This window comes from Shewanella insulae, from assembly GCF_009831655.1.
Lineage (GTDB): Bacteria > Pseudomonadota > Gammaproteobacteria > Enterobacterales > Shewanellaceae > Shewanella > Shewanella insulae.
Genome location: NZ_WRPA01000001.1, coordinates 235,396 through 251,754 on the forward strand (window position 1 = coordinate 235,396; position 16,359 = coordinate 251,754).

10 protein-coding genes are annotated in these 16,359 nt (G+C 53.0%); 7 read left to right on the forward strand and 3 right to left on the reverse strand.

What is annotated here, in order from left to right; genetic code table 11:
* Positions 1 to 3 precede the first annotated feature (3 nt).
* Both GNT65_RS01040 and GNT65_RS01045 read right to left on the reverse strand, forming a co-directional pair.
* Positions 4 to 1,509 carry a tryptophan halogenase family protein gene (locus GNT65_RS01040; protein WP_160793281.1) on the reverse strand — a complete coding sequence of 502 codons (1,506 nt, stop codon included), beginning with the start codon at positions 1,507 to 1,509 and terminating at the stop codon, positions 4 to 6.
* Between the two features lie 94 nt (positions 1,510 to 1,603).
* Positions 1,604 to 4,333: a TonB-dependent receptor gene (locus tag GNT65_RS01045; RefSeq protein ID WP_160793282.1), complete on the reverse strand. Its 2,730-nt coding sequence runs from the start codon at positions 4,331 to 4,333 to the stop codon at positions 1,604 to 1,606.
* A gap of 485 nt (positions 4,334 to 4,818) precedes the next feature.
* Here GNT65_RS01045 and GNT65_RS01050 point away from each other — a divergent pair, with 485 nt between their 5' ends.
* From GNT65_RS01050 to GNT65_RS01065, 4 genes are all read left to right on the forward strand, one after another.
* Positions 4,819 to 6,444: an alpha-glucosidase family protein gene (locus GNT65_RS01050; RefSeq protein ID WP_160793283.1), complete on the forward strand. Its 1,626-nt coding sequence runs from the start codon at positions 4,819 to 4,821 to the stop codon at positions 6,442 to 6,444.
* Between the two features lie 139 nt (positions 6,445 to 6,583).
* Positions 6,584 to 7,849: a sugar MFS transporter gene (locus tag GNT65_RS01055; RefSeq protein ID WP_160793284.1), complete on the forward strand. Its 1,266-nt coding sequence runs from the start codon at positions 6,584 to 6,586 to the stop codon at positions 7,847 to 7,849.
* 166 nt (positions 7,850 to 8,015) lie between these two features.
* Positions 8,016 to 9,239, forward strand: a complete 1,224-nt coding sequence (locus GNT65_RS01060; protein ID WP_160793285.1) for an RsmB/NOP family class I SAM-dependent RNA methyltransferase — start codon at positions 8,016 to 8,018, stop codon at positions 9,237 to 9,239.
* Positions 9,240 to 9,490: 251 nt separating this feature from the next.
* Entirely contained in the window at positions 9,491 to 12,754 is a 3,264-nt protein-coding gene (locus GNT65_RS01065; RefSeq protein ID WP_160793286.1) for a DEAD/DEAH box helicase, read from the forward strand.
* An 81-nt stretch (positions 12,755 to 12,835) separates the two neighbouring features.
* On the opposite strand, the gene GNT65_RS01070 is transcribed toward GNT65_RS01065, so the two are convergent.
* Positions 12,836 to 13,255: a secondary thiamine-phosphate synthase enzyme YjbQ gene (locus tag GNT65_RS01070; RefSeq protein ID WP_160793287.1), complete on the reverse strand. Its 420-nt coding sequence runs from the start codon at positions 13,253 to 13,255 to the stop codon at positions 12,836 to 12,838.
* A gap of 176 nt (positions 13,256 to 13,431) precedes the next feature.
* Between GNT65_RS01070 and GNT65_RS01075 the strand changes: the two genes are divergently transcribed.
* The 3 genes from GNT65_RS01075 to GNT65_RS01085 all read left to right on the forward strand — a co-directional run bounded on the left by GNT65_RS01075 (position 13,432) and on the right by GNT65_RS01085 (position 16,335).
* Positions 13,432 to 15,357 (forward strand): VRR-NUC domain-containing protein, encoded by a 1,926-nt coding sequence (locus GNT65_RS01075; protein WP_160793288.1) that lies wholly within the window; start codon positions 13,432 to 13,434, stop codon positions 15,355 to 15,357.
* A gap of 200 nt (positions 15,358 to 15,557) precedes the next feature.
* Complete coding sequence (locus GNT65_RS01080) at positions 15,558 to 16,127, forward strand: TlpA disulfide reductase family protein (RefSeq protein WP_160793289.1); 570 nt, start codon at positions 15,558 to 15,560, stop codon at positions 16,125 to 16,127.
* The gene (locus GNT65_RS01085; protein ID WP_160793290.1) at positions 16,117 to 16,335 is read left to right on the forward strand and encodes a DUF4266 domain-containing protein; all 219 of its coding nucleotides are present in this window, start codon (positions 16,117 to 16,119) and stop codon (positions 16,333 to 16,335) included. The genes GNT65_RS01080 and GNT65_RS01085 overlap by 11 nt, the downstream gene beginning before the upstream one ends.
* Positions 16,336 to 16,359: the final 24 nt, after the last annotated feature.

The following is a 16,359-nucleotide window of genomic DNA, read 5'->3' on the forward strand; positions in this document are numbered from 1 at the left end:
CTTTTAATGCTCAGACTGCGCGGCGCAGTGTTGTTTGAGGTAGTCGTCGTGACTCGCCATGGCGTCAGTCGTCTTGGTAATGATTCTGTTTAGATTGTGGAGTAGCTCTGCGGTTTGTTCTTGGGAGAGGGCGCCTGCCAGCGGATGCGCGCTACTTGGCATCAGGCCTTGCCCCAGCATCACCTGGGTCCAGGCACTTTCGCTAAAGAGCGACTCTTGAGGGCAATTGATGACACCCGAGGCGGAAAAAAGTGCCATCTTGGCCGTTAAGGTATCAGGCACCGACATCTCGCGACAATGTCGCCAGAATGGGTCATAATCCCTTTGATTAAGCTTGTAATGCAAAATAATAAAATCGCGGATCTGCTCAAACTCTTCAGCCGATTGACGGTTAAATTCTGCCCTTAAGGCATCTAGATTCTTTTGGTTAGGAAAGAGTTTTATTAGTCGAATGATACCGCTTTGGATCAGGTGCAGACTGGTGGACTCCAGCGGCTCTAAGAAGCCACTGGCTAATCCCAGTGACACGCAGTTGTTCTGCCATTGTCTGGCGACGCGTCCCGGTGTGAACTGAATCGTTCTCGGCTTGCCTATTGGCGCGCTGTCTACATGCTTTTTCAGCAGTGATAGGGCCTCATCGTCACTCATGTATTGGCTCGAATAGACGATGCCGTTGCCGGTTCTGTGTTGCAAGGGGATCTGCCAGCACCAACCTGCCTTGTGTGCGGTGGCGCGGGTATAGGGGCGCCTCGGCTGACTGGCCTCTGTCGGCATGGCGATGGCGCGATCGCACTGCAGCCACTGGCTATAATCTTCATACTCGACCTTGAGCGCCTGTTTGATCAGCAGTCCGCGAAATCCCGAACAATCGAGATAGAGATCGCCGCGCACTCGCTGGCCGTCTGCTAGGTCGAGATAGTCTATGTTGCCGCTTTCTTTATCCAACACCACCTGGGTTATCTTGCCTTCGATGCGTCTTACGCCGCGTTGTTGGCTGTATTTTGATAACAGCTTGCCATAGAGGCCGGCATCGAAATGGTAGGCATGTGTAACGCCCGGCAGATCTGTACCAGGCAGTTGAGCCAGAGGCTGAAACTTATTGGCCTTAGCGGCCTGGAAATTTAGCGAGTAACGCCAGTAGTCGTTTGTTGACTCAGGATTTGAATTTAACCAGAGATGACGAAAGGGGGTGAGAGCAAGATCTTTGCCCTGAGCACCGAAGGCATGCATATAGGCCTGGCCTTGGGTGAGCCAGTGTTCAAATTCGATGCCTAGCTTATAGGTTCCTTGGGTTGCCTTGAGAAATTCGTACTCGTTTAAGCCTAACGCGCGATTAAAGACCTGCAATGGCGGAATGCTGGCTTCTCCTACACCAACTGTGGCAATCTCATCTGATTCCACCAAAGTGATTTTAAGCTGCTCTCCCATCATACGCGTCAGCATGGCCGCCGCCATCCATCCCGCGCTACCACCGCCGACGATAACCAGATGTTTTATCGCTGTCGTCATCTTTAGCTCCTTAAAGGCATGCTCCTGAAAACCTGCTCCTTAAAAAAAAGCCCCCGTAACAGGGTTACAGAGGCTATTTTTCAGGCCAGTTAGCTTAGAACTTGTAGTTCAAACCTAACATATAGTTGCGACCATAGTTTTGGAAGTCACGTACTTCGCGCTTGTCATCACCAAAGTAAGAGGTGAATGGCTCGTTGGTCAGGTTGTTTACCTGGAAGAGCACCGACAGACCGTAAAGGGCGTCGATACCACTCTCAGAGAAGTCATAACCAATCTGTGCGTCCACCACGGTTTCAGCCTTGATGTTCACGTTTTCACGTTGCAGGCTGATCTTGGTCACTTCACCTAGGAAGTCACTACGATAGCGTGAGCTGACGCGAGCGCTAAAGCCAGCATTTTCATAGTAAACAGTGGCGTTGAAGGTCTTCTCAGACAGACCCGGTAACGTGGTTGGATCGCTATCTGGCGTCTCTTTTACTTCACTGTCGTTATAGGTACCGCTCAGGATAGTACCGAAACCTTCCAAGCTGTCGGCGAACAGACCAAAGTCCAGTGACAGAGAGGCCTCGATACCCTGTACGTAACCACCTTGACCATTTTGCGGTTGAGTCACGTTACCGATAGGGTTGCCTGGCTGTTCTGGGAACAACTCACCAAAGTTGAAGTTGGATTGCTGATCATAGACGTAGTTTTCTAAGTCTTTGTAGAACACTGCCAGCGCGAAGTAGCCTTGATCGCTAAAGTAGTTCTCGTAGCTGATATCGTACTGACGTGCCAGCCAAGGACGCAGATATGGATTGCCGGCGCCACCTGACCAGTTAACACCATCGGTTGGGTTGGCGTTATAGCTGAAGTTCACGTTGGCGTTCATCTTGTCCATGCGCGCACGGGTCAGAGTACGAGCCGCAGCGACGCGAACCATTTGGTTTTCAGCAACTTCGAAACCCAGGTTGATGCTTGGCAACCATTCGGTGTAGCTGTCACCTGCAGTGATTGGAGTCTTAACTACCGAGCCGCTATCCACTGTCGCTACCGTGCCATCAGAGCTCTGGTCTGTGTAAACAGCTTGCAGGCCAACATTACCCGTGACAGGGATATCATAAAGATCTGTCTCAAGGTTCACCTTAACGAATGCCGTAGTCACCTCTTCAGACACATCCCATGAGTTGGTGGCGCGGCTCAGATCGACCGAGTCGGCATTGGTTTCGATATAGTTACCGTCGTTGTAGAAGGCCAATGAATCATAGCTCAGCATGTCACCCATGCCGAAGAAGGCGAGAGACGTTGGATCCAGCAGGTACTTTTCTGGCACTGTGAGCATGTCAGGGTAGTTCTTAAGTGTCAGATAGTAGCCGTTGTCGCGCTTGCTCTTCTCGCGGTCGGTGCGATTGACACCAAACTGAATGCTGCTGATAGCACCGTCATCGAAGATATATTCTGCAGCAAGGCGTAGTGATTTAAGTTCATCGTCAATTTCTGGCTTGTTGATGAAGCCATCTTGGCTGCTAGGACCCATAGGATCGCCCCAGCTAAAGGCGCCGCCCAGCTTGATCAGATTGGGATCGGCGTAGTTCAGGTTATGGGTAAAGTCGTACCCGCCCTGGCCGTCGTATTCAAAACCTAGTGTATCTGTGGCGCCGTTGCCGTTACCGCGACCCGTACCCGCATAGCTTTCCATACCCAAGTCGGTACGGCTTGCCTTAGAGAGGGCGATATCGGCTTCGACATTCCAGTTATCGTTGATGGCAAATTTGTTGTTCCACCCGATAGAGAGAGATTCGGCATCACGTACGTTGATGTCGTTACGTACAATAACCGCAGCGTCGTTGATCACCCCTTTAGTGACCAGGCCGTCTTGGGTCTCCAGTGCCGTGATCCCAGCGTTACCCCAGCCAGCTCCCCATTGCCCAGGGATCTCGATGCCGCGAAGGCGTTGTTCGTCTTTGAATTTGGTGTAGTAAACATCGATGACAGACTTGAAGCTGTCGTTTGGCTCATACTCGAGCACAGCCAATACGCCATCACGCTCTAGCTCACTTGAGCGAACGAAGGGCTTGGCACCGCCTAATACCTTAGGATTGTTTGCATCATAATCAAGCTCTGGGTAACCCCAGGCCTGCCAGCGCTCTTCCTGGTTAGGCGACTGCATGCGGGCATAACCCAGCGCGATCCCTATGGTTTCGTCGGCAAATTGATCTATGTAGGAGATGCTGCTGCGATAGCCCTTGTCGGTTGAATCGCTGTTTAGCGCGCCAAGATCGTTCATCTCACCGCGAAGTGAGACGGCAATCGTCTGTTCACCGTGAATTAGGGGGCTGATGGTCTGCATGTCGACGGTTCCGCCGATAGCCTGTGCCATTACTGAGGCATCTGGCGTCTTGTAGACGACGACACGGTTCAGTAGTTCAGAAGGATATTGGTCGAACTCGACACCGCGGTTATCGTTAACTGAGGCCTGTTCACGACCGTTTAGGGTGGCAGTGGTAAAGTCTGGGCCCAGACCACGAATCGAGATAACGTTCGCGCGGCCATCGAGGCGCTGCGCTGCAACACCCGGTAGTCGAGCGAGTGACTCGGCGATACTTACGTCTGGTAGTTTACCTATGTCTTCAGCTGAAATGGCTTCGACGACAGATGATGAAGACATCTTGAGTGACTGAGACTCTTGCAAGCTGCGACGGATCCCGGTGACTTCAATCACTTCGATCGATTGCTCGGCTTGCGTTTGGTTTTCTGTCTCTACCGCGTCGGCTGCAAAACCTTGCACACTGACACCGGCAGTAAGCAGGGCTAGCGTGAGTAGGTTAGGTTTAAATTGAAACATCCATCTTCCCCTTTTTTCACTCTATTCATACTGTATTACTTCTTATGCGTGAAATAAGGGGGGACCCTTGTTCACAGCTATATAGGTGAATGAGAGTGCTTGTTATTGTACTTGTTTCTAAGTTGTTATGTAGCAGACCCGATACTACTCTCGCATTCATCGCGGTCACAATATTATGCATACGTATTCAAAAGTGACCTCTGCCTCAAAAGGGGCTGTCGATGGGGTGCGTCAGGTCACAAAATAGCCTTTAAAAGTCAGGCTAACTATATGTTTATATTTGTTTTTACTCCAAGTGGTCACAAGGTGCTTTTAGCCTGCTGGTTTTGCATACGTATGCAGTGGTGTTGAACCCGATTTCCCGGATGACGTATGCTCGTTTCATTCTAATAACAATTGTTCGTCGACAACGATCGGGTAACAGGTATGCAACCCAGAGGCAGTCTCTTGCCTTTAATATAGTCGTTGGTGACCTAGGGGCGATAATGAACCAACTCTCTTGGTGGCGCGGCGCCGTCATCTATCAGATCTATCCTCGCAGCTTAATGGATTCCAATGGCGACGGTGTAGGGGACCTTCAGGGTATCATCAGTAAACTCGACTACATTGCGAGCCTGAATGTGGATGCCATCTGGATCTCGCCTTTCTTCAAGTCGCCAATGAAAGACTTCGGTTACGACATCAGCGACTACCGCGCCATCGATCCTATGTTTGGTACCATGGCGGATTTCGATGAGTTGATCGATAAGGCACATAGCCTAGGTATTAAGGTGATTATCGATCAGGTGCTGAGTCACACCTCAGATCAACACGCCTGGTTTAGCGAGAGTCGCCAAAGCCGCGACAACGCCAAGCAGGACTGGTATGTTTGGGCCGATCCTAAGCCAGATGGCACCGCGCCTAACAACTGGTTGGCGATCTTCGGTGGCTGTGCCTGGGAGTGGGAGCCTCGTCGTCAGCAATATTATCTGCATAACTTTCTGACCAGTCAGCCGGATCTCAACTTTCACAATCCAGAAGTTCGCCAGGCCGTGCTGGATAACGTCAAGTTCTGGCTCGATAAAGGCGTCGACGGCTTCCGCCTCGATGCGATCACCTTCTGTTATCACGATGAGCAGCTAAGGGATAATCCGGCTAAGCCTGCCGACAAGCGTCAGGGCAGGGGGTTTAGCGAAGATAACCCTTACGCCTATCAGTATCACTACTATAACAATACCCGTCCCCAGACCGTCGGTTTCATTGAAGAGCTGCGGGCACTGATCAACCAATATCCTGGCGTGGTAACACTAGGAGAGGTCTCCTCCGAAGACTCGCTGGCGACCATGGCCGAATATACCCAAGGCGAGGGTCGCCTGCATATGGCCTATAGTTTCGAGCTACTCACCGATGACTTTAGCCCGGCCTATATCCGCCACACGGTTGAAGCCCTGGAGCAGAGCATAGGCGATGGCTGGCCCTGCTGGGCGATAGGCAACCACGACGTGCAGCGTGTCGCTACCCGTTGGGGCAGAGACGCCTTTAATGCCGATATGGCCAAGATGCTCAACGCCATGCTCTGCTCGTTGCGGGGTAGCGTGTGTAGCTATCAAGGGGAAGAGCTGGGCCTCGGTGAGGTAGAGATCGCCTATGAGCAGCTGCAAGATCCTTTCGGTATCACCTTCTGGCCTATGTTCAAGGGGCGTGACGGTTGCCGCACGCCTATGCCTTGGCGACATGATGCTCAGCATGGTGGCTTTAGTGACAACTCCCCTTGGCTGCCAGTACCGGCCGCTCACAAGGCCGTGGCGGTCGATGTTCAGGACGCCAATCCTGAGTCGATTCTGAACCATTACCGTCACATGCTGGCCTGGCGTAAACAGCACCCCATTCTTGTTACGGGTGACATCAAATTTATTGAGTCAAGCGATGCGCTATTGGTGTTTGAGCGTCGCCTAGGCGAGCAGACCCTGCTGGTTGCCTTTAACCTGAGTGGTCAGCCACAGAGCTACAGCCTGCCAGATCTCGGTGAGAAAGCCCTGACGCCTTTGGATGGACATGGCTTGCCTAAGGCAGAGTTGAAAGGCGGTGTGATTCAATTCGACGGTTTCGGTTGTTTCTATGCTTGGAAATAAAGGGCTTGGAAGTAAAGGGCCTGGAAATAAACAGCTTAGAAATAGCTCATCAGAATAGATGGCTCTCGGTAGCCAGCTATTTGCGTGAAAATATTTAACAGCATAAACCAAATATACAATAACAAAAGAGAACTACACCATGGCAATGATGCAACAAAGTAGTACGGCTACCGGGGTCGGCGGTGAACAGGAGAACTATCGTTTCGCGTTAGTCTCCCTGACTTCACTGTTTTTCATGTGGGGCTTTATCACCTGTCTTAACGACATCTTGATCCCCCATCTTAAGGCGGCGTTTTCGCTCAACTATGCCGAGGCAATGCTGATCCAGTTCTGCTTCTTCGGCGCCTACTTCCTGGTCTCAATGCCGGCGGGTAAGCTGGTTAGAGCCCTCGGCTATCAAAAGGGGATAGTGACGGGTCTGCTGATCGCGGCTCTGGGCTGTGCGCTCTTCTATCCTGCGGCGGCGCTGGCAACCTACGGACTCTTCCTTGGCGCCTTGTTCGTGTTGGCTTCTGGTATCACTATTCTGCAGGTGGCGGCGAACCCCTATGTGAACGCACTGGGTAGCGTAGAGACCGCTTCTAGTCGTCTTAATCTTACACAGGCCTTCAACGCACTGGGCACCACGGTCGCGCCATATTTCGGCGCCGTGTTGATCCTCTCTGTCGCGGTGGAAGCCAGCGAGAGCCTGACTCAGGCCCAGGCCGAGGCGGAAGTGGTTAAACTGCCTTATCTCATTCTGGCCAGTGCCCTGGGCATCCTGGCGTTGGTGTTTGCCAAGCTCAATCTGCCGCAGATCAAAGAGCATTGCCAGAGCGGCGAGCAGGGCGAGGTGGTGCATAATGGCAAGACCAGCGCACTGCAATCACTGCATCTGGTGCTCGGCGCCGTGGGGATCTTCGTCTACGTGGGTGCTGAAGTGTCTATCGGCAGCTTCCTGGTGAACTTCCTGGCCCAGGATGACATTGCCGGACTCAGTGAGGCCAGCGCCGCGAGTTACATCACCTATTACTGGGGTGGCGCCATGGTAGGTCGTTTCATTGGTAGTGCCGTGATGCAGAAGGTGCCTGCCGGTACTGTGCTCGGTTTCAACGCCTTGATGGCGGCTCTACTGGTTGCATTGGCGATGACCAGTACGGGTACCGTGGCCATGTGGGCGATTCTGGGAGTAGGCCTGTTTAACTCTATCATGTTCCCAACCATCTTTAGCCTGGCGCTGCGAGATCTTGGGCCGCACACCTCACAGGGTTCTGGCGTACTCTGTTTAGCCATCGTCGGCGGCGCGATACTGCCACTATTACAGGGTGTGCTAGCGGATAACATAGGTATTCAGCAGGCTTTCTTCCTGCCGATCATCTGTTATCTGTTCATACTGTTTTATGGTGTGAAAGGGTCTAAATTCTAGGGGCTATGCTCTAAGGCTTGGGTCTTTAAACCTATAATTCAGAGGCAAGCAGCAATGCTTGCCTTTTTTATTGCCATAATGGCCGCTATCGCTTGCCTATTAGGGGCTTAACTCCTATGATCGCCAGCGATTTTTATTATCTAGCTCTGCTACTTTAGGCTCTACTATGTTAAATGCGTCGCTATCTCCAAGTTCAACCGAATTAGTTATCAATGTGCTGGCCATGGTGCTCGAAGAGGGTAAACCGCTGGACAGAGCCTATTCCCATCACTTCTCGGGTCTCAAGTTAGCGCCGTCAGAGCAGGCACGTATCACCTATGTCACCGGTGATCTGCTGCGCCGCCTCAACTTCTACTGCTATCTGGCGGATATCTCAACCGATGAGATTGCCCGCATGGGATCACGCCTGCTCAATGCCTGGCACATGGCGAACCAGCTGCCGATCCCTAAGTTGCAGTACACCTTGGCGATCGAAGAAGATGATTTTAATCAGCGTTTAGCCGATGCCAAGCAACAGGAAGCCTTGTTCGATGGCTGCCCCGAATGGCTCGATACCTTGGGCCAGCAGCAGTTAGGCGGTGATTGGGCCAAGGAGCGCGCCGCGCTGGCACAGGCGCCAAAGCGTTATCTGCGCGTAAACCCGCTTAAGACAGATCGTGAGGATCTTGCAAAGCGTCTAGCCAAGGAAGGGGTCGAGACCCGTGAGGTGCCTGGCGTGCCAAGTGCGCTCGAGGTGATCTCTGATGCGGCGCTGTTTCGCACCGAGTGTTTCAAGCTGGGGCTGTTCGAGCAGCAAGATGCCGGTTCACAACACGTGGCCGCGGCCGTGGGTGCCGAACCTGGCATGCGGGTGATCGATGCCTGCGCCGGCGCCGGCGGTAAGACACTGGCCATTGCCGCCCAGATGCAGGGCAAGGGCAGACTGCTGGCCATGGATGTGGAGCAGTGGAAACTGGATAACCTCAAGCAGCGTGCGCGCCGCGCCGGTGCCCACAATGTCGAGACCCGTATCATTGCAAGTAGCAAGACGATTAAGCGTCTTAAACTCAGTGCAGACAGGGTACTTCTGGACGTGCCTTGCTCAGGCCTTGGGGTACTTAAGCGTAATCCCGATGCCAAGTGGCGTGACACCCCGGATCGCCTACCTGTGTTGGTCGAGCTGCAAAAGGATATTCTGCAGAGTTACAGCCGCATGGTGAAGGTCGATGGCATCTTGATCTATGCCACTTGTTCTATCATGCCCCAGGAGAATCGCCAGCAAGTCGATGCCTTCCTGGCTGCTAACCCGCACTTTAGTTTCATCGACGATGAAACCGTGAGTGTGGCCGATAGCGGCTTCGACGGCTTCTATCTGGCGCGTATGAAGCGTACGGCAGAGTCCGCCTCTTAAATCCTTGAGATCCTCATTCCTTGTGATCTCAGTCACAGGTGTCGGCACAGGGCGTAGGTAACTGCGCAGTATGCCGACACTTGGCCTTTACTGGCTATAACTCGCCCGGCAATTAGTGATATCATCTCTCCTTTCAATCGCTGATCTTGGTTTATCTGCTTTTTTCTCGGACGATGTTATTACAAACCGCTGTACAAGAGTTTTCACATCAAGAAAGGTTTTCTGCACTGCAAGCCTTATTGGGTGGCCGGTTGCTGGAATGTCAGCGCCAGGCCCATATTATTCGCGGCGTCTTTGCCGGTGAGCCCCAAGTAAGCAGTCAGGTCTCCCTCAACGATCAGGGTAAGATAAGCGGCCGCTGCGACTGTGGTCAGCCACTTTGTGTCCATCAGGCCGCCTTGGTTGTCGAACAGGCGGCGAGAGCGGCGCTCGAGGAGCAGGGGCGTTCCAGACGCTCAGATACGGCGATTCGCCTGTTTCGCAGCGATCTCAAGGAGCGTTTCGATCCTTTTCCCGCCATGGCGCGCCACCGCATCCTCTACCTGTTAGCGCCGAGCAGCGAAGGCTTACAGCTTAAGGTGATCAAGGGCTATCTGAATAAGAATGGTCGTTATCAGCTCAAGGGGCCTCTGGGGTTCGAGCTGCTGCAGAGCCAACCTGTACCTAAATATGTCAGTCAGACAGATCTCAAGTTGCTCCACAGGCTCAGAGAGGTGGCAGGCGATCCTGGTGAGGGGCAAACCGGTGAGAGCAGCATTGTCGCGACTAGCCTGGAAGCGCAAACGGCCCAGCAAGCTCTGTCACCGGCTGAAACGTCAAGCGAGCAGGCGATCATTATCGATCTCGACTGTGCCCATGGCGGAGTGACTTCCGATCCTCACGATAGCAATGACAAGTTAGCTCTACTTGGTAGTGATTTCTATCGCCTGCTGTTTGCCAGCGGGCGTTGTTTCTTTGGCAAGGTGGCGGGAGAGCCGGTGCGTCTAGCGACCCACTATGATGAAGATTACTTAGATGAAAGCTTCATGGTGCGGCTTTGCCCCGGCGTCTGGCTGGACACTTGCTCGGGCACAGGCATTATCGATAAACGCCAGGACAGGCGGATAAATCAACATCTGCTAGAAGGCGTCGATCTTGACGGCGATTGGCTACCAAGGCTAGAGATCGCCCGCGAGAGCCTAGATAATAGCTGGCAGGAGCCACTTCTGGCCCCTGTAGATGTTGCCCGTTTTTCCATGGTACATAGAGGGCAGAGTTACGATTTTGAATCCTTGAATTACCTCGGGGCGGGTCACAAGGCCTTTATGGCGCAATTTGCCAAGTGCCAGTTACTACTCAACCCCTTGCCACTGCTCACCAGTCAATTTGAACCTGCCGTGACAGAGACGTTCAGTGAAGGCTTGCGTCTGGTTCCGGGGGAGGTGAGCGAGCATGTGATCTTGCTGCGCTACCTGTCGCTACTGGGCTGGCAGATAGAACTCGTGGCCAAGAAGCGCTTCGTTCAGGTGGCGGCCAATGCCTGGTATGGCGAGGTAAACAGCGCCGACAAGGATTGGTTCGAGCTCAGCCTGGGGGTTGAGGTCGAGGGTGAAAGGGTCAATCTTCTGCCGCTACTGGTCAATCTTATTCGTCAGGGCAAGCTGAGTCGAGATTTTCACCAAGGGGCGAGTACGAATCTTAGCGAAGATAAGGGTAAAAAAGATAAAACTCAGGAGGTACCACTCGAGCTTGAATCCGGTGCCATTCTGACGCTGCCTGCCGCGCGTATCCAACGTATCTTAGCCGTGCTCGATGAACTCTTTACCCAGCAGCCCCTCAATGATCATGAGAACCTGGTGCTGGCCAGACATCATCTTGGGCGTATTCCTCAGCTCGATGAAGCGATAAATCGAGACGAAAAGGCGCTGGCTTGGTCGGGGGAGGCCAAGCTGAGACAACATGCCGAGGCGCTAGGGCGTTATCTCGGTGAGAGCCAAACTGGCAAGTTGGCAAGGGCCGAATTGGTTGTGCCAAAAGACCTCAACGCCGAGCTGCGCCCCTATCAGATGGATGGCGTTGCCTGGTTGCAGTTCATCAAGCAACAGGGCTTCGGCGGTATATTGGCCGACGACATGGGGCTGGGTAAGACACTGCAGACCCTATGTAGCATACTAATGGATAAACAGGCTGGGGTGTGTAAGGCGCCAGTGTTGGTTATTGCGCCAACCAGCCTCTTGAGCAACTGGCAGCGGGAGATCGCCCAATTTACCCCAAGCCTGAGTAGCTTCGTCTGGAGTGGCCGCGCCCGTCATGATAACGAGCAGGCGCTGAAAGATGTCGATGTGCTGATCACCAGCTATGGGATCCTGGCCCAGGACGCCGAGCGGTTGACTCAGCTCAACTGGCATCAGGTGATCCTGGATGAGGCCCAGACTATCAAGAATAGTCGTAGCCGCATCACTAAGCTGGTGAACCGGTTACAGACTCGGCATCGCCTCTGTCTCACGGGCACCCCGATGGAGAATCATCTCGGAGAACTCTGGTCGCTGTTTCATTTCTTGATGCCGGGCTTCCTGGGCACCGCGAGCCAGTTTCAACGTCAGTTTAAACAGCCGATAGAGAAGGATCATTGCGACGCCAGTCGTCAGCGGCTGGCTCAGCGTCTGGCCCCCTTCATGCTCAGACGCACCAAGAGTCAGGTGGCGACAGAGCTGCCGACCAAGACGGTGATCAATACCCTGATCGAGCTCAGTCAGAGCCAGTCCGATCTTTACGAGACGATTCGCTTAACCGTGGCCGAGCAGGTGCAGTTGGCCCTCAGGCAAACCGGCGCCAAGGCCAATCGCCTGATGATCAGTAACGCGCTGCTCAAGCTGCGCCAGGTGTGCTGTCATCCGGCGATGCTGAATCTGGGTCAGATTGGCGACGCTGAGCGTTCAAAAGCGGCGATTTCCCCCGAGGCTAATTCCAAGGAAGGTGTAACGGGCTTCGATGGTGGTCAGGATGAGCTTAATGCAGAGTCATCGAAGCTTGCCTGGCTGGAGAACAAGTTGCCGAACATGATTGAAGATGGTCGCAACATACTCATCTTCTCCTCCTTTACCAGCATGCTGGACTTAATCGCTGAGCAATTGGATCGCCAGCAGATAGGCTATGAGATGCTCACCGGTCGCAGTCGCCATCGCGACAGGATCATAGAGCGTTTTCGTCGCGGCGAGGTCAATGTGTTCCTCATTAGCCTCAAGGCGGGCGGCTCTGGACTCAACCTGACCGAGGCAGATGTGGTGATCCATGTGGATCCCTGGTGGAATCCGGCGGCCGAGGAGCAGGCCAGTGACAGAGCCTATCGCATTGGTCAGGATAAGCCGGTATTTGTCTATAAACTGATTTGTCAGAATACGGTCGAGGAGCGGATACAGCAGCTGCAGCAGAGTAAACAGGCGCTGGCCCAAAGCATGTATCAGACCGAGAGCCTCACGGCCGCCGAGATGGACAGGGATGATTGGCTGGCCCTCTTACAGCCCATCACAGAGTAGCCAATCTAAGCGCAACTAAGGACCGAGCAGCCTGTCACTGATTAGTCAATCACTGAACCGTCAGTGATACCGATGTAGGGGCTATTCGCCCTGAATGGTCAGCAATAGCGTCCGGCTACTGGCGCGGTCGCGGGCCTCACACAGGTAGACCCCTTGCCAGGTCCCCAGGTTAAACTCGCCATTGGTGATCGGTAGTGTCAGCTCGCAGCCCAGCAGGGATGACTTGAGATGAGCCGGCATGTCATCAGCCCCCTCATAGGTATGGGTGTAGTAGGGCTCATTCTCCGGCACCAGACGGTTAAAGAAGCGCTCGAAGTCCTCGCGCACGCTGGGATCGGCATTTTCGTTGAGCGTGAGCCCCGCCGAGGTGTGTTGTAGCAGCAGATGGGCGAGACCTATCTTTATTTCGCGAAGTTGCGGGGCGGCGCGATAGATCTCCTCGGTGATCAGATGATAACCGCGCTGTCTCGGGGCCAGATTTATCTCGACTTGAATCCACATGAGCAGTTTTCCTACGCTGTTCTATCGCCAAATGACGGCACTTCTCGTTTCGCTAAGAATGCGTTAACTCCTCAGCCTTGTAAAGGGCCTTGTATTGTGAGTTATTTAAGGTACGTGACTAGGAGTATAATCACTGCTTAGCAGCTGATGAACAGAAAATTGAGAGCGAAACCTTAATGGCGCAGCGAGAGAAAGAGAGACAAACTCAGATTAGTAGAGACGCCTCGAAGAAGGCTAAGGTGCTGCCTGGCTATTACTACCTCACTAACTTCCAAACAATGCTCCAGGGTGTTGCCCGCCGATATGGCGATCTCCTCGATGAGGTCGAACTTGGCTTCATCGATAGCTTTTCTGCATTAACACATGACGCTCAGTGTCTGCTGGTTAGGCTTATCTCCCGCAAGGGCCCTTGGTTTTGCTTAGCTCAGCTTAGCTACGACGAGATGCAGGATATCCAGGGGGCTATCTCAACGCTTTGTGATCACAAGCTGATTTGCTATGAGCAGCCCGATATATCCTGGCTGCTGCAAAAGAGCACTAAGACGGAGTTAGGGCGAGCGATAGCCGAGGTTAGCAGTGCTTTGGTATCGGGAGAATCTGTCGAGGTGAGCTATCTCGATCCTGCTGCCGTTAAGTGGTTGAAGAAGCGCGAGCTAATCGAATATGCCCAAGGTGCGGGGTTGTTGTCGCGAATTTTAAGCCATTTGGTACCAGAAGACTACTGGTTTAACCTTAGCCCCAAGGTCGTCTATCGCCGGTTCGAATTACTCTATTTTGAGCGTATGAGTCAGTCCTTGAGTCAGTTCATCCTGGCCGATCTTGGTATTCATAATTTTGAAGCCTATTCGACGAGTATCGCCAGCCGCAGTTTCAATACGCGAGCAGAGATAGAAGGCTTGTATAGGTTGTCTGCGCTATATGAAGAGTTTGAAGAGGGTGACCTTGGTGGTAAGCCGAGCGATATTGACATCAAAAAATTTGATTCATTTTGTCAGCGGCTCACCGAGCTGCCGAATTTCACCAAAGATGCTGTGAATCAAAAACTAGCGCGCTTGACCCAGGGCCTCTGGCTAATGGCGGCGCGCCAACTAGAGCGCTTAGGTCAGTTTGAGCAAGCATTAGCCCTGTACGCCAATACCGAGAGAACGCCAAGCCGGGAGCGCCGGGCTCGCTGCCTGAATAAGCTTGGCCGTGATGATGAGGCGTTAGGGCTAGTTGAGCTGATGTTAGAGTCTCCAATAGAGGAGAGCGAGCGTCTGGTCGCCAGACGATTGCAAAAAAGTCTTCATCGCAGCCTTGGACTCGAGGCCCCCGAGCTCTGGCAAGGAGAATTTAATACCTTCAAGCTGGAATGTCAGCGCACTGGGGCCGATAAGAACCGGGAAGATGGCGTCTCAAATGCCGAGCGCGTAGAGCTGTGCGCCGCCAGGCACCTGAGCGCTGTGGAGGGTGAGCAGCTGCGTCTGTGTATCGAGGTTGAGAACCGCCTGTTCTGTAGCCTGTTCGGCCTGGCCTTCTGGGACATCATCTTCGCCGATGTCGGCGGCGCTTTTGCCAATCCCTATCAGAGTAGGCCGAGCGACATGTATCAGAGCGAGTTTTACCCACGGCGTAAAATCCCTATCGAGGAACGTCTCGCGGCATTAGCCTCGGGTGACACCCAGATGATAATGGAGCATTTTCATCAAAAACGCGGGATAACCAACGACTGGGTTCACTGGTCATTGTTTGAGGAGCCAAGCTTGGATCTGCTTGACCTTGGTATAACAAATAGACAAGACAAAGATGAGATACCGCTTCTCCTGCAACTGGCACTAATGGCCTTTAGCGGCGCCTTCCTGGCAAGGCTATTTCGTCAGATGCTGTTCGATCTGCGCTATTACCGTGCGGGTTTTCCCGATCTCATCCGTTTTCATCTCGCTAGCGAGAGCCTGTCAACTGATGACGGGATACCGAACTCGGCCAATAACAGAGTCACCGCCGAGCTTATCGAGGTGAAGGGACCGGGAGATGCCCTAAGAGACAATCAGATCATCTGGCTGGACTGGTTTAATCGCAACGGCGTTAAGGCCAGGGTCTGCTACCTCTCCTGGCTCGACTAACATTGACTAGCAAAAGGGTGTTTGCTCAGGAGTGCTCATAATGCACACTCTTTCTTGCTAAGTGGTGTATCTATATCTTTCGCTGTCCTAATGCCATGATTTTTTGCTAACCTCGTTAATAAGATACGAGACTTTTGTTAGGAAAGTCCGCCTGGTACAAGTTTTAAAGATTGTGCTTAACCGGCAATGAAGGATTTTTGATGTCGCGAGGACAGAATATGCAAGGCGTTCGGCCCTTGGTAGAAGGGGGAGTGAGATCCCGTATGATGGCCAAGCTTCTTTGGCTATCGATGGCAATGCTCTTTTGTCTGTCTATGGTGCTGCCGAGCCACGCTGCGCCGCGCCTTGACTTGAGCGCCAAGAACAAGAACGGCGAGTTGGTGTCTCTAGCGTCTTATAAAGGCAAGGTGGTCTATGTGGATTTTTGGGCCTCCTGGTGCGCGCCCTGTCGTGACTCCTTTCCCTGGATGGAGCTGATGCATCAGCGTTATGGCGACAAGGGGCTGGCGATCGTGGCGATCAATCTCGATGAAAAGAGTGAGTTGGCAGGGCCATTTCTGGCCGACTTCAACACTAGCTTCGATATCCTCTACGATCCCAAGGGTGAGGTGGCGACTCATTTTAACCTACAGGGTATGCCCAGCAGTTACCTGTTTGACGCCGAAGGAAATTTGGTTAGCGAGCATCTGGGTTTCTTCAAGTCCAAGCAAGTTGCCGTCGAGCAGGAGATCCAATTGCTGTTGAAGAAGAGGGCTGCCGATGGGAACTGATTTAAAGTTGCTGATCATATTGGTCGCGCTGCTGTCTGGTTGCGCGAATCTCGGCGTAAAGCCATGGGAGCGGGGACAATTTGCCCGGGAGGATATGCAGCTAGAGGCCGATGAGATGGATATGGCGATAGAAGACCATATCTATTTCAGTAAGGAGGGCGCCAGCGGTGGCCGTACCCTCGCAGGCGGTGGTTGTGGTTGTAACTAGGTTGTTTTAAGAGACTGCAGGGAA